17 protein-coding genes are annotated in these 16,242 nt (G+C 39.9%); 11 read left to right on the plus strand and 6 right to left on the minus strand.

The window, feature by feature from the left end:
• Positions 1-117: 117 nt before the first annotated feature.
• Positions 118-1,284 (plus strand): hybrid sensor histidine kinase/response regulator, encoded by a 1,167-nt coding sequence (locus H6G06_RS02685; RefSeq protein WP_190556798.1) that lies wholly within the window; start codon positions 118-120, stop codon positions 1,282-1,284.
• 50 nt (positions 1,285-1,334) lie between these two features.
• On the opposite strand, the gene trmB is transcribed toward H6G06_RS02685, so the two are convergent.
• Positions 1,335-1,982, minus strand: a complete 648-nt coding sequence (trmB, locus tag H6G06_RS02690; RefSeq protein WP_190556800.1) for a tRNA (guanosine(46)-N7)-methyltransferase TrmB — start codon at positions 1,980-1,982, stop codon at positions 1,335-1,337.
• Between the two features lie 163 nt (positions 1,983-2,145).
• Here trmB and H6G06_RS02695 point away from each other — a divergent pair, with 163 nt between their 5' ends.
• Positions 2,146-3,255: a metallophosphoesterase family protein gene (locus H6G06_RS02695; RefSeq protein WP_190556802.1), complete on the plus strand. Its 1,110-nt coding sequence runs from the start codon at positions 2,146-2,148 to the stop codon at positions 3,253-3,255.
• Between the two features lie 98 nt (positions 3,256-3,353).
• Here the strand turns inward: H6G06_RS02695 and H6G06_RS02700 are convergent, their stop codons facing one another.
• Entirely contained in the window at positions 3,354-4,607 is a 1,254-nt protein-coding gene (locus tag H6G06_RS02700) for an FIST signal transduction protein (RefSeq protein ID WP_190556804.1), read from the minus strand.
• A 333-nt stretch (positions 4,608-4,940) separates the two neighbouring features.
• Between H6G06_RS02700 and H6G06_RS02705 the strand changes: the two genes are divergently transcribed.
• From H6G06_RS02705 to H6G06_RS02735, 7 genes are all read left to right on the plus strand, one after another.
• Positions 4,941-5,249 (plus strand): hypothetical protein, encoded by a 309-nt coding sequence (locus tag H6G06_RS02705; protein WP_242039574.1) that lies wholly within the window; start codon positions 4,941-4,943, stop codon positions 5,247-5,249.
• Positions 5,250-5,462: 213 nt separating this feature from the next.
• Complete coding sequence (locus tag H6G06_RS02710; RefSeq protein ID WP_190556806.1) at positions 5,463-5,705, plus strand: Calvin cycle protein CP12; 243 nt, start codon at positions 5,463-5,465, stop codon at positions 5,703-5,705.
• A gap of 305 nt (positions 5,706-6,010) precedes the next feature.
• Complete coding sequence (locus H6G06_RS02715; protein ID WP_190556808.1) at positions 6,011-6,601, plus strand: DUF3177 family protein; 591 nt, start codon at positions 6,011-6,013, stop codon at positions 6,599-6,601.
• An 82-nt stretch (positions 6,602-6,683) separates the two neighbouring features.
• Positions 6,684-6,983 (plus strand): DUF7734 family protein, encoded by a 300-nt coding sequence (locus H6G06_RS02720; protein WP_190556810.1) that lies wholly within the window; start codon positions 6,684-6,686, stop codon positions 6,981-6,983.
• A gap of 117 nt (positions 6,984-7,100) precedes the next feature.
• The gene (gene cbiD / locus H6G06_RS02725; protein ID WP_190556812.1) at positions 7,101-8,216 is read left to right on the plus strand and encodes a cobalt-precorrin-5B (C(1))-methyltransferase CbiD; all 1,116 of its coding nucleotides are present in this window, start codon (positions 7,101-7,103) and stop codon (positions 8,214-8,216) included.
• Positions 8,217-8,438: 222 nt separating this feature from the next.
• The gene (gene guaA / locus H6G06_RS02730) at positions 8,439-10,061 is read left to right on the plus strand and encodes a glutamine-hydrolyzing GMP synthase (RefSeq protein ID WP_190556813.1); all 1,623 of its coding nucleotides are present in this window, start codon (positions 8,439-8,441) and stop codon (positions 10,059-10,061) included.
• Positions 10,062-10,613: 552 nt separating this feature from the next.
• Positions 10,614-11,018 carry a response regulator gene (locus H6G06_RS02735; protein ID WP_190556815.1) on the plus strand — a complete coding sequence of 135 codons (405 nt, stop codon included), beginning with the start codon at positions 10,614-10,616 and terminating at the stop codon, positions 11,016-11,018.
• A gap of 38 nt (positions 11,019-11,056) precedes the next feature.
• Here the strand turns inward: H6G06_RS02735 and cdf31 are convergent, their stop codons facing one another.
• Positions 11,057-11,962: a CDF family zinc efflux transporter Cdf31 gene (gene cdf31, locus H6G06_RS02740; protein WP_190556817.1), complete on the minus strand. Its 906-nt coding sequence runs from the start codon at positions 11,960-11,962 to the stop codon at positions 11,057-11,059.
• A 391-nt stretch (positions 11,963-12,353) separates the two neighbouring features.
• On the opposite strand from cdf31, the gene H6G06_RS02745 reads away from it, so the two are divergent.
• Positions 12,354-12,707, plus strand: coding sequence for a hypothetical protein (locus H6G06_RS02745; RefSeq protein ID WP_190556819.1), 354 nt, complete (start codon positions 12,354-12,356; stop codon positions 12,705-12,707).
• 474 nt (positions 12,708-13,181) lie between these two features.
• Here H6G06_RS02745 and H6G06_RS02750 read toward each other — a convergent pair whose 3' ends face one another.
• The 3 genes from H6G06_RS02750 to H6G06_RS02760 form a co-directional block, all read right to left on the minus strand.
• Positions 13,182-13,418, minus strand: a complete 237-nt coding sequence (locus tag H6G06_RS02750; RefSeq protein WP_096537447.1) for a DUF4327 family protein — start codon at positions 13,416-13,418, stop codon at positions 13,182-13,184.
• Positions 13,419-14,098: 680 nt separating this feature from the next.
• A complete protein-coding gene (gene rbfA, locus H6G06_RS02755; RefSeq protein WP_190556820.1) occupies positions 14,099-14,497 on the minus strand; it encodes a 30S ribosome-binding factor RbfA in 399 nt (132 codons plus the stop codon).
• A 140-nt stretch (positions 14,498-14,637) separates the two neighbouring features.
• Complete coding sequence (locus tag H6G06_RS02760) at positions 14,638-14,844, minus strand: DUF751 family protein (protein ID WP_190556822.1); 207 nt, start codon at positions 14,842-14,844, stop codon at positions 14,638-14,640.
• 173 nt (positions 14,845-15,017) lie between these two features.
• Here H6G06_RS02760 and H6G06_RS02765 point away from each other — a divergent pair, with 173 nt between their 5' ends.
• Positions 15,018-15,845 carry a DNA adenine methylase gene (locus H6G06_RS02765; protein WP_190556824.1) on the plus strand — a complete coding sequence of 276 codons (828 nt, stop codon included), beginning with the start codon at positions 15,018-15,020 and terminating at the stop codon, positions 15,843-15,845.
• The last annotated feature ends 397 nt before the right edge of the window (positions 15,846-16,242 follow it).

The following is a 16,242-nucleotide window of genomic DNA, read 5'->3' on the forward strand; positions in this document are numbered from 1 at the left end:
ATTGGTGATTGGTGATTGGTGATTGGTGACTGGGAAAAATCTTTTTCTCCCCTGCTTCCCCTGCTTCCTGCCTCCTGCCTCCTGCCTCCTGCCTCCTGCCTCCTTAAACTCCTGAACATGATGGCTGCAACCTGCTTAGTAAAAATCTTGTTGATTGAAGACAACTTGGCGGAAGCTAGGTTGTTACAAGAGTTTCTGAAGCAAGCCCAATCTAAAGAATTTAGTTTAGTTCATGTCCAAAGATTACGAGACGCATTTCATGAATTAAATCAGCAAACTTATGATGTAATTTTGTTGGATTTAACTTTACCTGACAGTCAAGGATTATCATCCCTACCCTTGCTAATATCCCAAGCCCCTAGCACACCGATTGTCGTTCTCACTAATACAAATGATGAAGAATTAGCCATAGAAGCCGTGCGACAGGGAGCGCAAGATTATTTAGTTAAAAGGCAAGTAAATCCAGATGTTTTAGTTCGCTCGGTACAGTATGCGATCGCCAGAAAACAGGTTTTAGAACAATTGCGTACAGTCAATCAAACATTAGAAAATAGAGTAGAAGAAAGAACTGCTCAACTAGAGAAAGCTCAAGAACTATATCAGTTTAAATCTGAATTTGTCTCCATGCTTTCCCATGACATTCGTAATCCATTGAATACTATTCTCTTGGCTGCGGGCTTGCTGCAAAACAACGATGACAAATTAACCAAAGAGAAAAAATTTAATCATTTACAAATGATTCGTTCCGCTATCAAAAACATGGCGCAATTATTGGATGAAGTTACATTCATTGGTAAAGCCGATTCTGGTAAATTACAAAGTCAACTTAGCCAGCTAGATTTAGAAGCCTTTTGTCACCAAATACTAGAAGATATTCATTTAACTGCTTTAGAAAAACACATACTCATAGAATTTACCAGCTTGGGAGACTTTAGCCACAGCCTTTGGGATGAAGGCTTGTTAAGGCACATTTTAGGAAATTTGCTGAATAACGCCATTAAATATTCCCATCCTGAAAGCAAAGTCAAGTTTGAATTAATTCGACAAGATAAAACAGTCACTTTCAAAATTCAAGATTGGGGAATTGGCATTTCTAAAAGAGACCAAAGCCAACTATTTGTTCCTTTTCATCGGGGGGAAAATGTCGGCAGTATTTCCGGTACAGGTATGGGTTTAGCGATTGTAAAAAAGTGTGTTGAGGCTCATGGTGGTGAAATTTTAGTTGATAGTCAGGTTGGCGTTGGGACAACGTTTACAGTGACTTTACCATTGATGAAAATTTAAATTTTTGGAGCTTCGGTACTTTGGTAATTGGGTAATTCTTCCTCTATTCCCTATTCCCTGCTTTCTCGCTTCACAAACAAAGCCCGATAAACAGGTTCACCCTTCTTTTGCGTTGCTATTTCTCGTTCTGTAGGAACTGGGAGCGGATTTTCTGCTAACCATTTCTCTGTACCCATCTTTTCAAATGCCGGATGTTCTTTAAAGCGATCGCACATTTCCACAGCAATAAATTCCATATCAGATTGCAGAAATACAACCCCACCCACAGCCAAATAATTAGCTAATTCTTCCACTAATTCTGGTTGCACTACACGCCGTTTTGCATGACGAGTTTTAAACCAAGGATCAGGAAATTGAATTGTTACTCGCTGTAAAATTCCAGATTGTAAAGTAGATAAAATCGGTGCTAAAGAATTATTTACATTACAAAATAAATAATGCAAATTTTTTAAACCTAACTCACAACCCAACCTATTAGCCTCTACAACCAAAGGTTCTCTAATTTCCAAACCTAAAAAATTCCACTTCGGTTCTACCTGTGCCATCTGGAGTAAAAACCTGCCCCTAGCACAACCAATATCTAAATGTAGCGGTTGATTTGCCTCTGTATAAACTTTTTCCCATTCTAGGGGATCAACCGGGGTTTGAAACTTTCTCGCTAGTGGGTTAACGTGCTGACGCACTCGAATCAACGGCATAATGAACACTCCTTTAGGTGAAATTTGGGTAAAAAAATTTAAACATAAATGTATACAAATATTAAGTCTAACTGTTATTACGCAGTCAGACAAAGCAAGAGGTATACTTTGGTAAAAAGACTATTTGCATTTGCACTTTTCGTTTTAACATTTTCTTAAATCAATGGATCTCAACTTTCGCTTTGCCATAGTTAGTGACTTACACACTGCACTACCCCATACAATTTGGGATCATCCCAGCCGATTTCATCTGGTGGAAGTCAGTATCGCAGCTTTTGAAAGCGTATTAGAACATTTAAAACAACTTGATTTAGATTTTCTCTTGATTCCCGGAGACTTAACCCAACACGGTGAACCTGAAAATCATGCTTGGTTGGCAAAAAGGTTATCTCAGCTACCTTTTCCAGCCTATGTTGTTCCTGGTAATCATGATGTTCCCGTATTGATGGCAAATGAGCAATCAATCGCTTTTGCAGATTTTCCCCATTATTACCGCAAGTTTGGTTATGAAAACCCACAGCAACTTTATTACAATTGTCAACTACTGCCAGGAGTCAGGCTGATTGGTTTAAATTCTAACTCGTTTGATGACCAGGGTAATCAGATAGGGCGTTTAGATAACCAGCAACTCCAGTGGTTAGAAGCAGAACTAGCAGCAATGGGTGATGAATTAGTTCTTGTTATGGTACATCACAACGTTGTTGAGCATTTGCCCAATCAATCAAATCACCCCATGGCAAATCGCTATATGTTAGAAAATGCGCCAGAGCTTTTAATTTTACTACGTAAACATGGAGTGAGATTAGTATTTACCGGACATTTGCACGTTCAGGATGTAGCCTGTGCAGATGGAGTCTATGATATTACCACTGGTTCATTAGTTAGCTATCCCCATCCTTATCGTGTCCTAGAATTTGAACGAGATCATCTAGGTAGGGAATGGTTACAAATTGTCTCTCATCGCGTGGAATCAGTACCCGATTTCCCCAACTTGCAGCAGTCATCAAGAGAATGGATGGGCGATCGCTCATTTCCCTTCGTTGTCAAGTTACTAACCTTACCCCCCTTAAACCTACCCTTAGCACAAGCGAAAAAACTAGCTCCCGATTTGCGCGATTTTTGGGCAACTATAGCCGATGGGGATGGAGTTCTAGACTACCCTGACTTTCCCCTAGAAGTCCGCCGCTACATTCAAAAATATGGCGCAATTACTCATACTGGTTATCCTGCCTCAATTGATAACAACAGTAGACTTTTAATTGGGGATTGGTGATTGGTGATTGGGCATTGGGCATTGAGCATTGGGCATTGGGCATTGGGCATTGGGCATTGGGTTATTAATCTTTCCCTACTTCCCCTGTTCCCTATTCCCTATTCCCTATTCCCTATTCCCTGTTCCCTGTTCCCTATTCCCTGTTCCCTTCTTTTACAAATTGCAAAAACTGAAGTATAACCGTGTAGGAAAGTTCTGCCGCTGACAGGACCAATTTCACCACCACAGAAACAACCTCCCATCGGGATGTCTTTGAGGTAAAGGCTAAATAGCTGTGAATCAAAATTTGGTTTACCGTAGAGTCCAGCACCACGTCCCACACAACTGAACATCAAAGCCGCTGAAGGAGAAGATTGATTGCTGTTTTGGGCTTGATACTCTTGTAAGAACAATTCTAGGTCTTCTGCTGAGGCCTGAGCATCACGCAGGTGGAATTGTAACCTTTGACCAGGACGCACGCGATCGCCAATCGCGATCGCCCCAGCAGATGGATCTACTCCCAGCAAATTACGAATGAGAAAATCACCCTGCTCTAAAGAAAGCTTAAACTCATTCATTGCCAAACCCACAAACAGAGAATGCTGTGCCAGCATCTTGTCCTGTTCGCTCAGAGTCCCAATCAAATTCCGCAACACTACCAAAGGAACTTGTTCATCCAACTCCAAAATAATATTGCGTTCAGCTTTAGTCACCTGTAATGGTTCACCAATTGGTCGGCATCCTTGGGCGACAATGGTTTCCAGCACAATATCACCACTCAAAGCCAAACCCACCGTACCCTGACGATAAAGGCGATCATTACAAAATAAGGCAATGCGATCGCTCACAAATCCACCGCTGGCCTGTCCCCCCACAATCACCGAACCAGGATAAGCAAAATCTAACCCCTGCAACAGATCATTAGTTCCTGAAGAAAAAGCACTAGACAACAAAATAAACTGCGGTACTGGTGATGGTGGCACACCCACTAAATCAATCCAAGCATTTGGTGAACTATCTGAATCAGGTAACTGATCTCCCAGAATATGAAAAGCGCGAATATCCACACCAGGGAGATGAGCCAAAGTCAAGCTGATGGCTGGTTCGGCTTCTATTTCTTGAGTTTGGCTTTCTGATGTCTTACCAACTACACCAGCAGCACTACAACCAATCAGCACACGTACTGAAAGTTTTTCTGCCAGCAGCGGTAAAAGTCGGGAATACTCACTTGTAAAAGCAGACGAAATGAATACCAGCCCTAGATCCGCAGGTGCTGTTAAAGATGAAACAGCTTGTTGCACTACATCTGTAACAGCTGCTTCTAAAGAATGATGGGTTGATAGGGCATTTGCCCACTGCATTTGGTCTGCCATGATTTCTGGGCTTCTCTTTGTGTTGAGGCTAGTAGTTTGTCTTATCCAGGGAATATTGCATCCTATCAGAGTTGACACAGCAAGCAGGCCTTTCTCCACCCCCTACTATTGCCCTGATCATCTCAAGCAGCTAAATGGGGCGGCTACTTACTACTATATTCATTTAAATATTAAATATATTGTATTGTAAAACTTCGCCCCATCCATAGACAAATAGCTAATAGATGGGGATAGAGCAAACCTAAAGCCAGAGAATTAGCATAAATTTATTGACACAAATACGGAAAAATGTTAGTATATATAATCATGTTTTTACTTTTGGTAAGCTAGTCTATGCAGTTGGTCGAACGGCATATCATTCAACGAAATCATCCCCATTATCAGGAGATTGATCAGTTATGTTTTGCTGCCAAAAACCTCTACAATTATGCTAACTTCCACATCCGCCAAAGCTTTATTCTTGCTCAAAAATATCTCGATTACAATTGTTTAGCGCAACAATTAAAATCAACAGAACCATATCAAGCTTTGCCTGCTAAAGTATCCCAACAAGTATTATTAGGACTACATCGCAACTGGTTAAGTTTTTTTGCGGCCATTAAAACTTATACAGAAGTTTGTCTATGCTTTTTGGAACTATGATTCTTTTTCTGTAGTCATATTGCCGCCAAATCTTAAAACATCAAGAAGAACACAGTATAGATGTGGTAATTTGCTGTATTAGTGATCGATTATCAGGGTCGAAGCCTAACTGGGCAACTCAGTGGTTAGAATAGTAAGCGAACAATAAACCAAAAACTGCAATTTTTGATTTTTTCTACACTGGTATAAACAACACATAACGAGATTAACGTAATGACCAACATTCAAGAAAAAGCAAACACCATCCAAGAGCAAATCCAAGAAGAGATTGAACAAGCTCGTACTGTCTGTGATGTTTCAGGTGGCAACTCCGCAGAATGTGCTGCTGCTTGGGATGCCGTCGAAGAATTACAAGCGGAAGCTTCCCACCAGCGTCAAACCAAGCCCAAAAACTCTTTAGAACAATACTGTGATGCCAACCCAGAAGCAGATGAGTGTCGGGTTTACGAAGACTAGAAATTGAGCTAATACCTTTTAAGTATCTCAACCTAAAGAAACGTAATACCCAGATCCCCGACTTCTTTGAGAAGTTGGGGTTCTATCGCTTGACAGTTTTATGTTTAATTATGTTGATCTGCTTATCAATAAAGAATTCAGGAGTCAGGAGAAGGCAGTGCGGTATGAGTGTTTCACGCCACTTTCTTCAAGTCGGGAGACCCACCCACCGGGGTGGCTCCCCAAGTAGATCAACGTCCGCTCACTATTGAACACGAATTCTGCAAGACTTGCAGAAGTAATTTACTTATTAACTAACAAACGCTATGCCACAAGTTTGGTTTCGCCCCTACGTCTGGATGGACTATAGATTAGCATTATTATTTACATTAATTATTCCTCTCATTCTTCTGATTTGGGCATTTGTACAAAAAGTAGACGGCATACAACGCTTGCTAATAATTTACTGGCGGGTAGCAAGTTTATTAGCCATCACAGTTTACTTAATGATGGGCGGTTTGGGAATTAGTTTTATCTCTGGTTTAATGGCTCGTATCCTGATTCCCATTTCCTTATGGTTCTGGGTTGATATTAACGATGAAATTGATTATCAACCCAAAAGTCCCTTAAAATTGATTTTCACATCTTGGCGCTGGGCAATGACTATTTATTGCATTTTAGGCATAGTTGGCTTTGCACCTTTTTTGGGTTGTGCTTTCTCAGAAAATGCTCTGAAAAATCCTGGCTGTAGCGTCTGGTTGGAAGGACCATTAATGTTTAAAGACTATTTTCATCATAATAGCAAACCAGCTTTTCTAGGCTTTTTGGGCATGATTGGATTAGTAATTTATGTGGTTTATCTAAGCTATTTTGTATTTGTAAAACTAGGTAAGCAAGGAAGATCAGCAACACAATAAAAAAAAGATAAAATATGCTGTTTAATTGTCTAGTTAATGTTAGTAATGCAAATACTCAACTAACTTGTACAGTATTCTCTTGATGAATAATTTCATTGGTAAACGGCTAGAACAATACACGGTCAAACGACCTCAAGAAGTCCTAATAGTGACAATAAATATCGCTGATGAACAAGACAAAATCGCCGTTTTCAAGGGATTTTCTAGTTCTTTGATGCGCTCCACTGCTTTTGATCCAGATGTACCTGTGTTCCCAGATGATGCGATAATTGTGGCTATTGACCGCATAGCCAGTCCTTATAATCCTGAATCACCCCGTTATATTCAACAAGGAATTTCTTGGACAGATATGCAAGTTCTACTTTCAGAAGTTGGTCTCTAAATTGTTAGTCAACAGAGGCAAAAGGCCAGAGAAAGACAATATTTCTCTTCTGCTCCCCCGGTCAGCGTCAGGGTTCCTGCTTGACTGACTTCATGCTCCCCTGCTCCCCTGCTCCCTATGTCCCGTTCTGGATACACTCTCCCCGTTTTTGCTTGTGCTGCTGCTGTGGCGGCTTTACATTGGTTGCGTCATCGTCAACCCTTGACTGTAACTTCGATAGATTTGATTTCACCTTCACAATTAGCAGAAATACCGATTGAGCAGGTAGCAGGATTATCTGAAAATGCTGCTTTGGCTATTACCCGCAGTGATCCGGGTGATAATCTGGATTTGACTAGAAATACGCCGATTTGGGCAATGGTGGCATGGAACGAGGGAGATGAAGAAACAGTAATTATTCAGGGAGGGGAGGGAATTGGTAAGCAATTAAATGGGGAAGGCAACGCAGCGATTTATAGTTATGCTCAAAAGTTGTTAACGGAGAATTTGCAGCGACTCCTAGCGCCGGGGGAAAAAATCACGGTGAGGATTATTTTACCCGAAGGGCGATCGCTCGCAGTGCGTACTTCCAATTCTGCTTTTGGAGTAGTCGAAGGACTTTCTTTATTAGGCACAACAGGTATTTCTCAACCTTTGAGTACACCCGATCAGCTAACAGCTTTCCGCAGCGATTTACAAGCAAAAGCTAGTCGGTTTGAAAGTTTAGTTTTCTGTATTGGGGAAAACGGCTTAGATTTAGCAGCAAAACTAGGGATAAATTGCCAACAATTAGTGAAAACTGCTAATTGGTTAGGACCTTTGTTAGTGGAAGCTGATATTTTAGGGGTTAAAGAAATTTTATTGTTTGGTTATCACGGTAAGCTGATGAAATTGGCAGGGGGAATTTTTCACACCCATCATCACTTAGCGGATGGCCGACGGGAAATTTTAGCAGCCCATTGCGCCATGTTGGGTTTAAAATCTTCAGATATAGAGGTAGTATTTCACAGCCCCACAGCAGAATCAGCATTACAACACCTGAGATCGCTCGATTATGCTACAGGTTGTGATTGGAGTAAACAAGTTTATAGCCGCATTGCCGAAACTATTGATGCACGCTCTCAAGAATACATTAAAAGCCATAGCAACCGGGGTACAGCCACAACAGTCTGTGGTTCTGTTCTCTTTGATCGCGATCGCCAAATAATCGTTAAGAGTAAAACTGGTTGTATGTTGATGGGAAAATTATGTTAACTTATTATAAATTATCATCAATAAATCACATAAATAATTTTTTGTGTACCCACTTTAGAGTGATTTGCTTTTAATAACAAGCCAAATTTATCGGCTCAACAGACGCGACACCAGTTGCGTCTATATATTTAGGTTTTTAAAGAGGTTTTTACACCATTACTAGCCTAAACAGCCGGAAATGGTAATTCACGTTTTCATTCTCAAAGACACACTTTTGCCATCATGAATACAGCGGTGACTCTACCAACCGAACAAGCACCTCAAACCCAAGAAAATTTGAGGCAGCTTAATCGCCAAATGATTGTTATTTTAGACTTTGGTTCTCAATATTCCGAACTGATTGCTCGGCGTATCCGCGAGACTCAAGTATATTCTGAAGTTCTTTCCTATCGCACCACAGCGGAACAGTTACGCCAACTCAATCCCAAAGGGATTATTTTCTCTGGTGGACCAAATTCAGTATATAGTGATCATGCTCCCCATTGTGATCCAGAAATCTGGAAATTGGGTATCCCCATCTTAGGAGTATGCTATGGGATGCAGCTGATGGTAAACCAGCTGGGAGGAGAAGTCACCAAAGCTGAACGAGGTGAATATGGTAAAGCATCATTATATATAGATGACCCCACAGACTTGCTTACTAATGTTGAAGATGGGACAACAATGTGGATGAGTCATGGAGACTCTGTCGCCAAAATGCCACCGGGATTTGAGTTACTGGCACATACAGAAAATACTCCCTGTGCTGCTATTGCTGACCACGACAAGAAACTTTATGGTGTACAGTTCCATCCAGAAGTAGTACATTCTCTGGGTGGTTTAGCATTAATTCGTAACTTTGTTTACCACATCTGCGATTGTGAACCCACCTGGACAACAGCAGCTTTTGTAGAAGAGTCAATTCGGGAAATTCGCGCTAGAGTCGGTGATAAGCGGGTATTATTGGCACTTTCTGGCGGTGTAGATTCTTCAACCTTGGCATTTTTGCTATATAAAGCCATTGGTGAACAGCTAACTTGTGTGTTTATCGACCAAGGCTTTATGCGGAAATTAGAGCCAGAAAGGTTGCTGAAATTGTTCAAAGAACAGTTTCATATTCCGGTAGAGTATGTCAATGCACGCGATCGCTTTATTGATGCTATTGCCGGTATCACCGACCCCGAAGAAAAACGCCGTCGCATCGGCCATGAGTTTATCAGTGTCTTTGAAGAAACATCCAAACAGCTAGGTCACTTTGATTATTTAGCTCAAGGTACTCTTTATCCCGATGTGATCGAATCTGCTGATACTAACGTTGACCCCAAAACCGGTGAACGAGTCGCGGTGAAAATCAAGAGTCATCACAATGTCGGTGGTTTACCCAAAGACTTGAGATTTAAATTAGTAGAACCATTACGGAAACTCTTTAAGGATGAAGTCCGTAAAGTAGGACGTTCAATTGGTTTACCAGAAGAAATTGTCCAAAGACAACCTTTCCCTGGTCCTGGTTTAGCAATTCGTATTTTAGGCGAAGTTAACGCCGAAAAGTTAAATATTTTACGCGATGCTGATTTGATTGTCCGCCAAGAAATCAATCAGCGTGGCTTGTATCATGACTATTGGCAAGCCTTCGCAGTATTATTACCGATTCGTAGTGTCGGCGTAATGGGTGATAAACGTACCTATGCTTACCCCATAGTTTTACGGATTGTTACGAGTGAAGATGGCATGACAGCTGACTGGGCGCGTGTACCTTACGATGTCCTAGAGGCAATTTCTAACAGGATTGTCAACGAGGTAAAAGGCGTTAATCGTGTAGTTTATGACATCACCTCCAAGCCACCTGGAACCATTGAGTGGGAATAGGGAATAGGGAATAGGCAGGAGGCAGAAGAAAGATAAATATTCATCCTTCTTAGCCTATTTTCCCTCTTTCTCCCCAGTCCCAGGTCTAAATCGGCAATTTAATGGTGAAAGTAAGTAACTTGGCACAATTAAATATAAAACCTCTCTCCAAACCTCTCCCCTACCAGGAGAGAGGCTTTGACTCCCCCTTCCCTAGCAGGGAAGGGGGTTGGGGGGTTAGGTTTATATTATATTTTTTAACGCCCACTTACTTAGCACTAATCGCAATTAAGACTCGCCGCTGCCTCTTTGTACTTTTGTAAATTTAACTTAACTAACTGTTATCATCTATCCGTTTTGGGGCAAACGGATAAAAAAAAATCTAAAATAGTAACTATGCTCTTGCTTTTCCGGTTAATTGTTAATAATGCTGGCTTTTACTAATTGATGAACCAAATCGTAACAAATTACATTTGTCACAGTAAAATTACCATTGGTATGGATGGTGAAAGCGAATAGCAAAATAAGTTCTTTGAGGATATTTCTTCAATTCCCAACACCAATGGAGATATTATGGAAACTGATCTCCCTCTGACTGGCTTACGCATTCTTGTGGTTGATGATAATGATGATAGCTGCTGCTACATTACAGCGGTATTAGAACTAGAAGGAGCCAGTGTTAAAGCAGTTCCATCAGCAGCACTAGCCCTGGAAATATTACCGCATTTCAACCCAGATGCTTTGATATGTGATATTGCTATGCCTGGTGAAGATGGCTATACTTTTATTCGCAAAGTGCGATTGCTCTCAGCAAATGAAGGTGGACAAGTTCCGGCTGTTGCTTTAACTGCTTACGCAGATAGTGAAGACCGTGTTCACGCCTTAGAAGCTGGCTTTCAGAGACATATAGCTAAACCTGTTGAACCTAGTGAATTAGTAGAAATTATCGCCAATTTAGTCACATTTTCTAAGTGTTAATCCTGGAAGTGGAGGAATTAAAATATCTGGAAAATATTCTAGTTTACTCTATTTTCAAAGCTAATACTTTCAGATTTGTATGCTGGTGGCTCAATGTGAATTACAATTCTCACGGGACTAAACTTTGCTTCTAGTTGACTTTCTACTTCTTCGGTAATACGGTGAGCAGTTTCTACATCTGGTGCGTCTACTATTAAGTGCATTTCTATAAAAACTTGGCGGCCAAGAACACCACGAGAAGCAATATCATGACAATTAATCACACCAGGAACAGAAACTGCGATCGCATGAATAGCTTCAGGAGCGATCGCCATTTGATCTACCAACCAAGGTAAATTCTCCTTTAAAACTGACCAACCACTCCAAAATACCAACAAAGCCACCGGAAAAGCTAACACCACATCTAGCCATTGAAAATTTAGCCACCAAATCCCTATTAACCCTCCCAGCACAGAGATAGTCACCCAAACATCACTCATCGTATGTGTAGCATCAGCAATTAAAATTGAACTACCTACCCGTCTACCAACATTACGTTCATAAAAGGCTACAAAAATATTTACCCCTAGCACAATTAGTAATAACCACAACTCAGAAGCTGATATTTTCACAGGTGAACTACCTTTCAGAATTCGTTCAATAGCTCCTTGGAGAATTTCAAAACAGGCTATTCCTAAAAAAGCGGCTATCCCTAAAGCACCCACAGCTTCAAATTTATGATGTCCGTAGGGATGCTCCCGATCTGGTAACGGTGAAGAAAACTTACTAGCTATCAATCCTAAAACGTTATTGGCGCTATCTGTAACACTATGTAAGGCATCAGCCAACAAACTTAGAGAACCTGTTGAGTACCCCACAAATGCTTTTAACCCCATCACGAATAAATTGAGTAGCAGGGTAATAATTAAAACCTTTCGTACTTCGGCGCGGTTATCGTAAGTCATAAAAAATTTATCACATGATGTTCTATGACTTCTACTGTAAATGCTCAATAACAAATAAATACAAATTAAATGTATCAAAGTCTTACATAGTAAGGAATAAATCTCTCGATAATCTCTAAATTTACTACCAATTTCTTGAGATTTATTTTAACTAAAATCAGCTACAACCCCGATTCATTTAGGTAATATCATTACTTCTAACAGACTATTATTATCATCAATAGCGTGAGCATTCTGTAAAAATAAAAAATCTGTGATCCCATCGGTATTCTTGTTGTAGGAACAGGGAACTCTTAACAGGAATTATCAATTATGAATTATGAATTATGAATTGATTTCTCCCCATCCAGTAAGATAAGTAATTACCAAGAAGTTTTAATCACAAAGCTCTATGTCTTCTACCCCTCTGACACTTAACCTGGGTGATGGTTCTATCTCCTTTAGTTTTTCAGCCCAAGCAGCACGAGAATTAAAAGCAGCAATCGATCAATTGATGCTGAGTCTCAAAGCTGTTGCGGCTAAACCCACCCCAGGTAGTGGTAAAGTCACTCCCCAACCTCCTTTAGAGTATCGCTACACAGGAGAGGTATTTTTAGAAGTTTTCTGCAATCCCAATATTTGGCCTACTCCTTTTGCAGCCAAAGTTCTGCTGACTATCCGCAATGTTGGTATTCGCTTGACTACAGAAGCTGAACTGACTCGCATTATTGAAGATATTAACCAGTATTTAGAACAAGTGGGATAGGGGACTGGGGACTGGGGACTGGGGACTGGGGACTGGGGACTGGGGACTGGGGACTGGGGACTGGGGAATGGGGACTGGGGACTGGGGACTGGGGAATGGGGACTGGGAAATTTCCCTATTGACCAATGACCAATGACCAATAGACATCTCCGGTAATTAAATGTGCGTGGTTTGAAACCCTTGTAGAGACGTTCCGGCGGAACGTCTCTACCATATTTCCGGAGAGGTCTAATGACTAATGACTAATACCAAAAAATATACTTATCCAAAGTTATGAACTCTGGACAAGTATTAATAAAATAATGACTACTTATTCAAAATCACGATGTGTAGGCGTGGGCCATCATCAATATCGATCACTGGAAAAGTAGTATAAATTCAGACTGTAATTATTCTGTGTTCATGGTTAATAAAAGATGATGGACAGAGAAATATTACTTATAAATCAACTCCCAATCCAAAACCAACCCTTGATTAGTCGTTATCCCATTCTTCACGACCAATTAAATCCCCAATGCGATCGCGCAATAAGAAGTCACATTTTTCCAATTCACATTCAACGCAAACCCACTCTCTGGCTGGGATGTATTGGCACAGTGTATATATTGGTTGTTGACGGCTAACCATTCCCTTCTGCACCAGTCGGCGTGCTTCGTCCTGGATTACGTCTAGAGAGTAGTAATTGATAGAAGGCACCGTATTCACACTCATTGTTTTTACTCACAAATTTACATTTAGATAGTATTCCCAATTATTATCAGGAACGAAAATGGCAATAATTTAGACCTGTGGCTAGGTTTTGTAGTTTGCTATACGGAACTATTATCATTTTGACGCTACACACCTGTAAATTATCTAAAGAAATGTTAAGTTTGTCAAGGAAAGATAACATAAATACTAACTCCGCTTCAGATTGTGAATCCCCGGCTTGTTAACTGGGCTAACTCGGAATATCTTGCAGCTACTATTAACAGGTTAAAAAGTCTGTTATCTATATACCTATAGTCACAATTTAATCTAGTATTTTCTGATGTTATGTATAAGAAAAATATTATTTATATTCCAAATAATCACTGTAAAGCCTTTTCTAGCCTAACTGTGATTGGTTTTTCCAAAAAATCATAGATCTGCAATCTCGGAGTGATAATAGGGTATAAACTACCGCAAGTTACAATGGCTAAATTACACTACTAAGTTTTATTGGCATCATCTGTTAACAATTTTTTAACCTGTACTGTTATTACTGCTATCAATTTGTTAATTTTGTCATACTTTATACAGTATATAAGCTCTTTCACCAAGATTTTTGTCAGCATGATTGAGCAGGGGTTTAGCATTGTGCTTCGCCCCTATCACAGTTCAGGTTGTAGAATAAGTTAACTTTGAGTTAATTATTCGGGAATATCTTCCTCATCTTTTTCCTTGCTTTCTGGTGGACGCTCCTGCTTGAGTTGGTTTAATAAACTCAGCACTTTAGTACCTCGTTCTAGAGAGCGATCTTCAACAAATATCACTTCTGGCGTGCGACGAAGCCTTACCCTAGCACCTAGTTCACTGCGGACATAACCAGTTGCTGACTTTAAACCCGCCATTGTTTCAGCCTTAGCTTCCTCTGTCCCATAAATACTGACGAAGATTTTGGCGTGTTGCAAGTCACCGGAAACATCTACATCGGTGACACTTACCATTCCTGTACCCACACGGTCATCTTTAATACCGTTGAGCAACAACTGGCTAATTTCCCGTTTAATTAATTCAGCAACGCGGGAAACGCGGCGATTTGTAGCCATATAAATTCCGCCTTCTCACAGAGGTTGTACGAATTGACACTCTCCAGGCTGTTTGCCCTTAGCGTTCCCGAAGGGTAGCCACGGAGATTCTTGGTTCAGCGAGTCCACTTAAGATTAGACCCTGTAAAGTAAGTCCTAGTTTAGATTGTACTCAAGCCCAGCATCGCCCGAACAGTGAGCGTCAGAAAAACCAGACCACCAGCAAATAAGCCTAAAAGGGCTATTAAGGTGGCTGGGCGTTTCAACATTGGCATTAATGGCTCAAAGGTATTCAGAAAAAGACCTAAGACGATAGTGATTAAGTACCGGGGGTAGCGAAATACGTTATCCCAAAATCCGTCAAACATTTGAATATAGACTGCCTTGTTATAAACTGTAGTTTGTTTTCAGGTGCTTATTTAACTTAATTGTAATCTATAGGGCTAAAAATTGAGCAATTCATATAAAATATGATTTGTTGGTTATATTGGTTTTATTTTTTAGTGGCTTAGTAGCTGAGTTTTAGTCAAATTATAAGTACATGATCAGTCAAATCCCCAAAGAAACTTGCCCACGTCCCTTTTTAAAGTGGGCGGGGGGTAAAAGTAGGTTAATTCCGCAATATAAGGAATATTTTCCTACCAATTACCAGACTTACTATGAACCCTTTTTAGGTGGAGGGGCTGTTTTTTTTCATCTGCAACCAACTAAAGCAGTTTTAACTGATATTAATGCTGATTTAATTACTACTTATCGCTGTGTTAGAGATAATGTTGAAGGATTAATTGAACTTCTACAAAAACATAAACAGCAACATGAGCGAGATTATTATTATGATGTGCGTTCCTATCCTGAAGGCACGAATTTAGAAAAAGCTGCTCGATTTATTTATCTGAACAAGACTTGTTTTAATGGTCTTTATCGAGTCAATTCTCAAGGTAAATTTAATGTGCCATTGGGTAGATATCAAAATCCTGGTATTTGTCAGGAAGATGTATTGCGAATTGCATCAAAAGCCCTTTATAAAGCTGAAATTAAACACGCAGATTTTACAGAGGTTTTGAATTCTGCGATAAACAGTAATGATTTTGTCTTTTTTGATCCCCCATATTATCCTCTAAGTGGAACAAGCTATTTTACAGCTTATAGTACCTATGCTTTTGGTGAAATTCAGCAAATTCAATTAAGAGATGTATTTGCGGAGTTAGCTAAACGTGGAGTGAAAGTTATGCTTTCTAATTCTGATTGTGAATTTACTCGTGATCTTTATCATGAGTTTAATATTTATCGGATTTCCGCTGCGAGATCGATTAATTCTAATGCTAATAAGCGGGGTAATATTAGTGAGGTTTTAGTAACTTCTTATTAGAGGTTGTCAGAATCATGATATCCAGGATTTAAGGATTTAGAAGATATTAATTAATGATTTTTTTTGATGGTGTAAATCCTGATTCTGACAAAAAAGATTTGAAAAAGATCCCCGACTTCTTTTTTGATTTGTCATTGATTGACATTTATCATCTCAGAAGTCGGGGATCTCGTTGTAGGCAAAAAAATCGTAAAGTACATACCTAAAAGCCTTACCTAGTAAGCAATCGACACATCTCAACGAAAAATATAGGGTTTTGGGGATTTGACGAGGTGCGTCGATGAATAAAATTTAAATATTTTTTAATTTAAATAATTTTTAATTTTTAATTGAGATAACTACTTCTCTAATTCTCCCGTTCTTGGGGGAGAAATAGAGGAGATGGTTATTTTGTAGG

This window comes from Anabaena sphaerica FACHB-251 (assembly GCF_014696825.1).
Classification (GTDB): Bacteria; Cyanobacteriota; Cyanobacteriia; order Cyanobacteriales; family Nostocaceae; genus RDYJ01.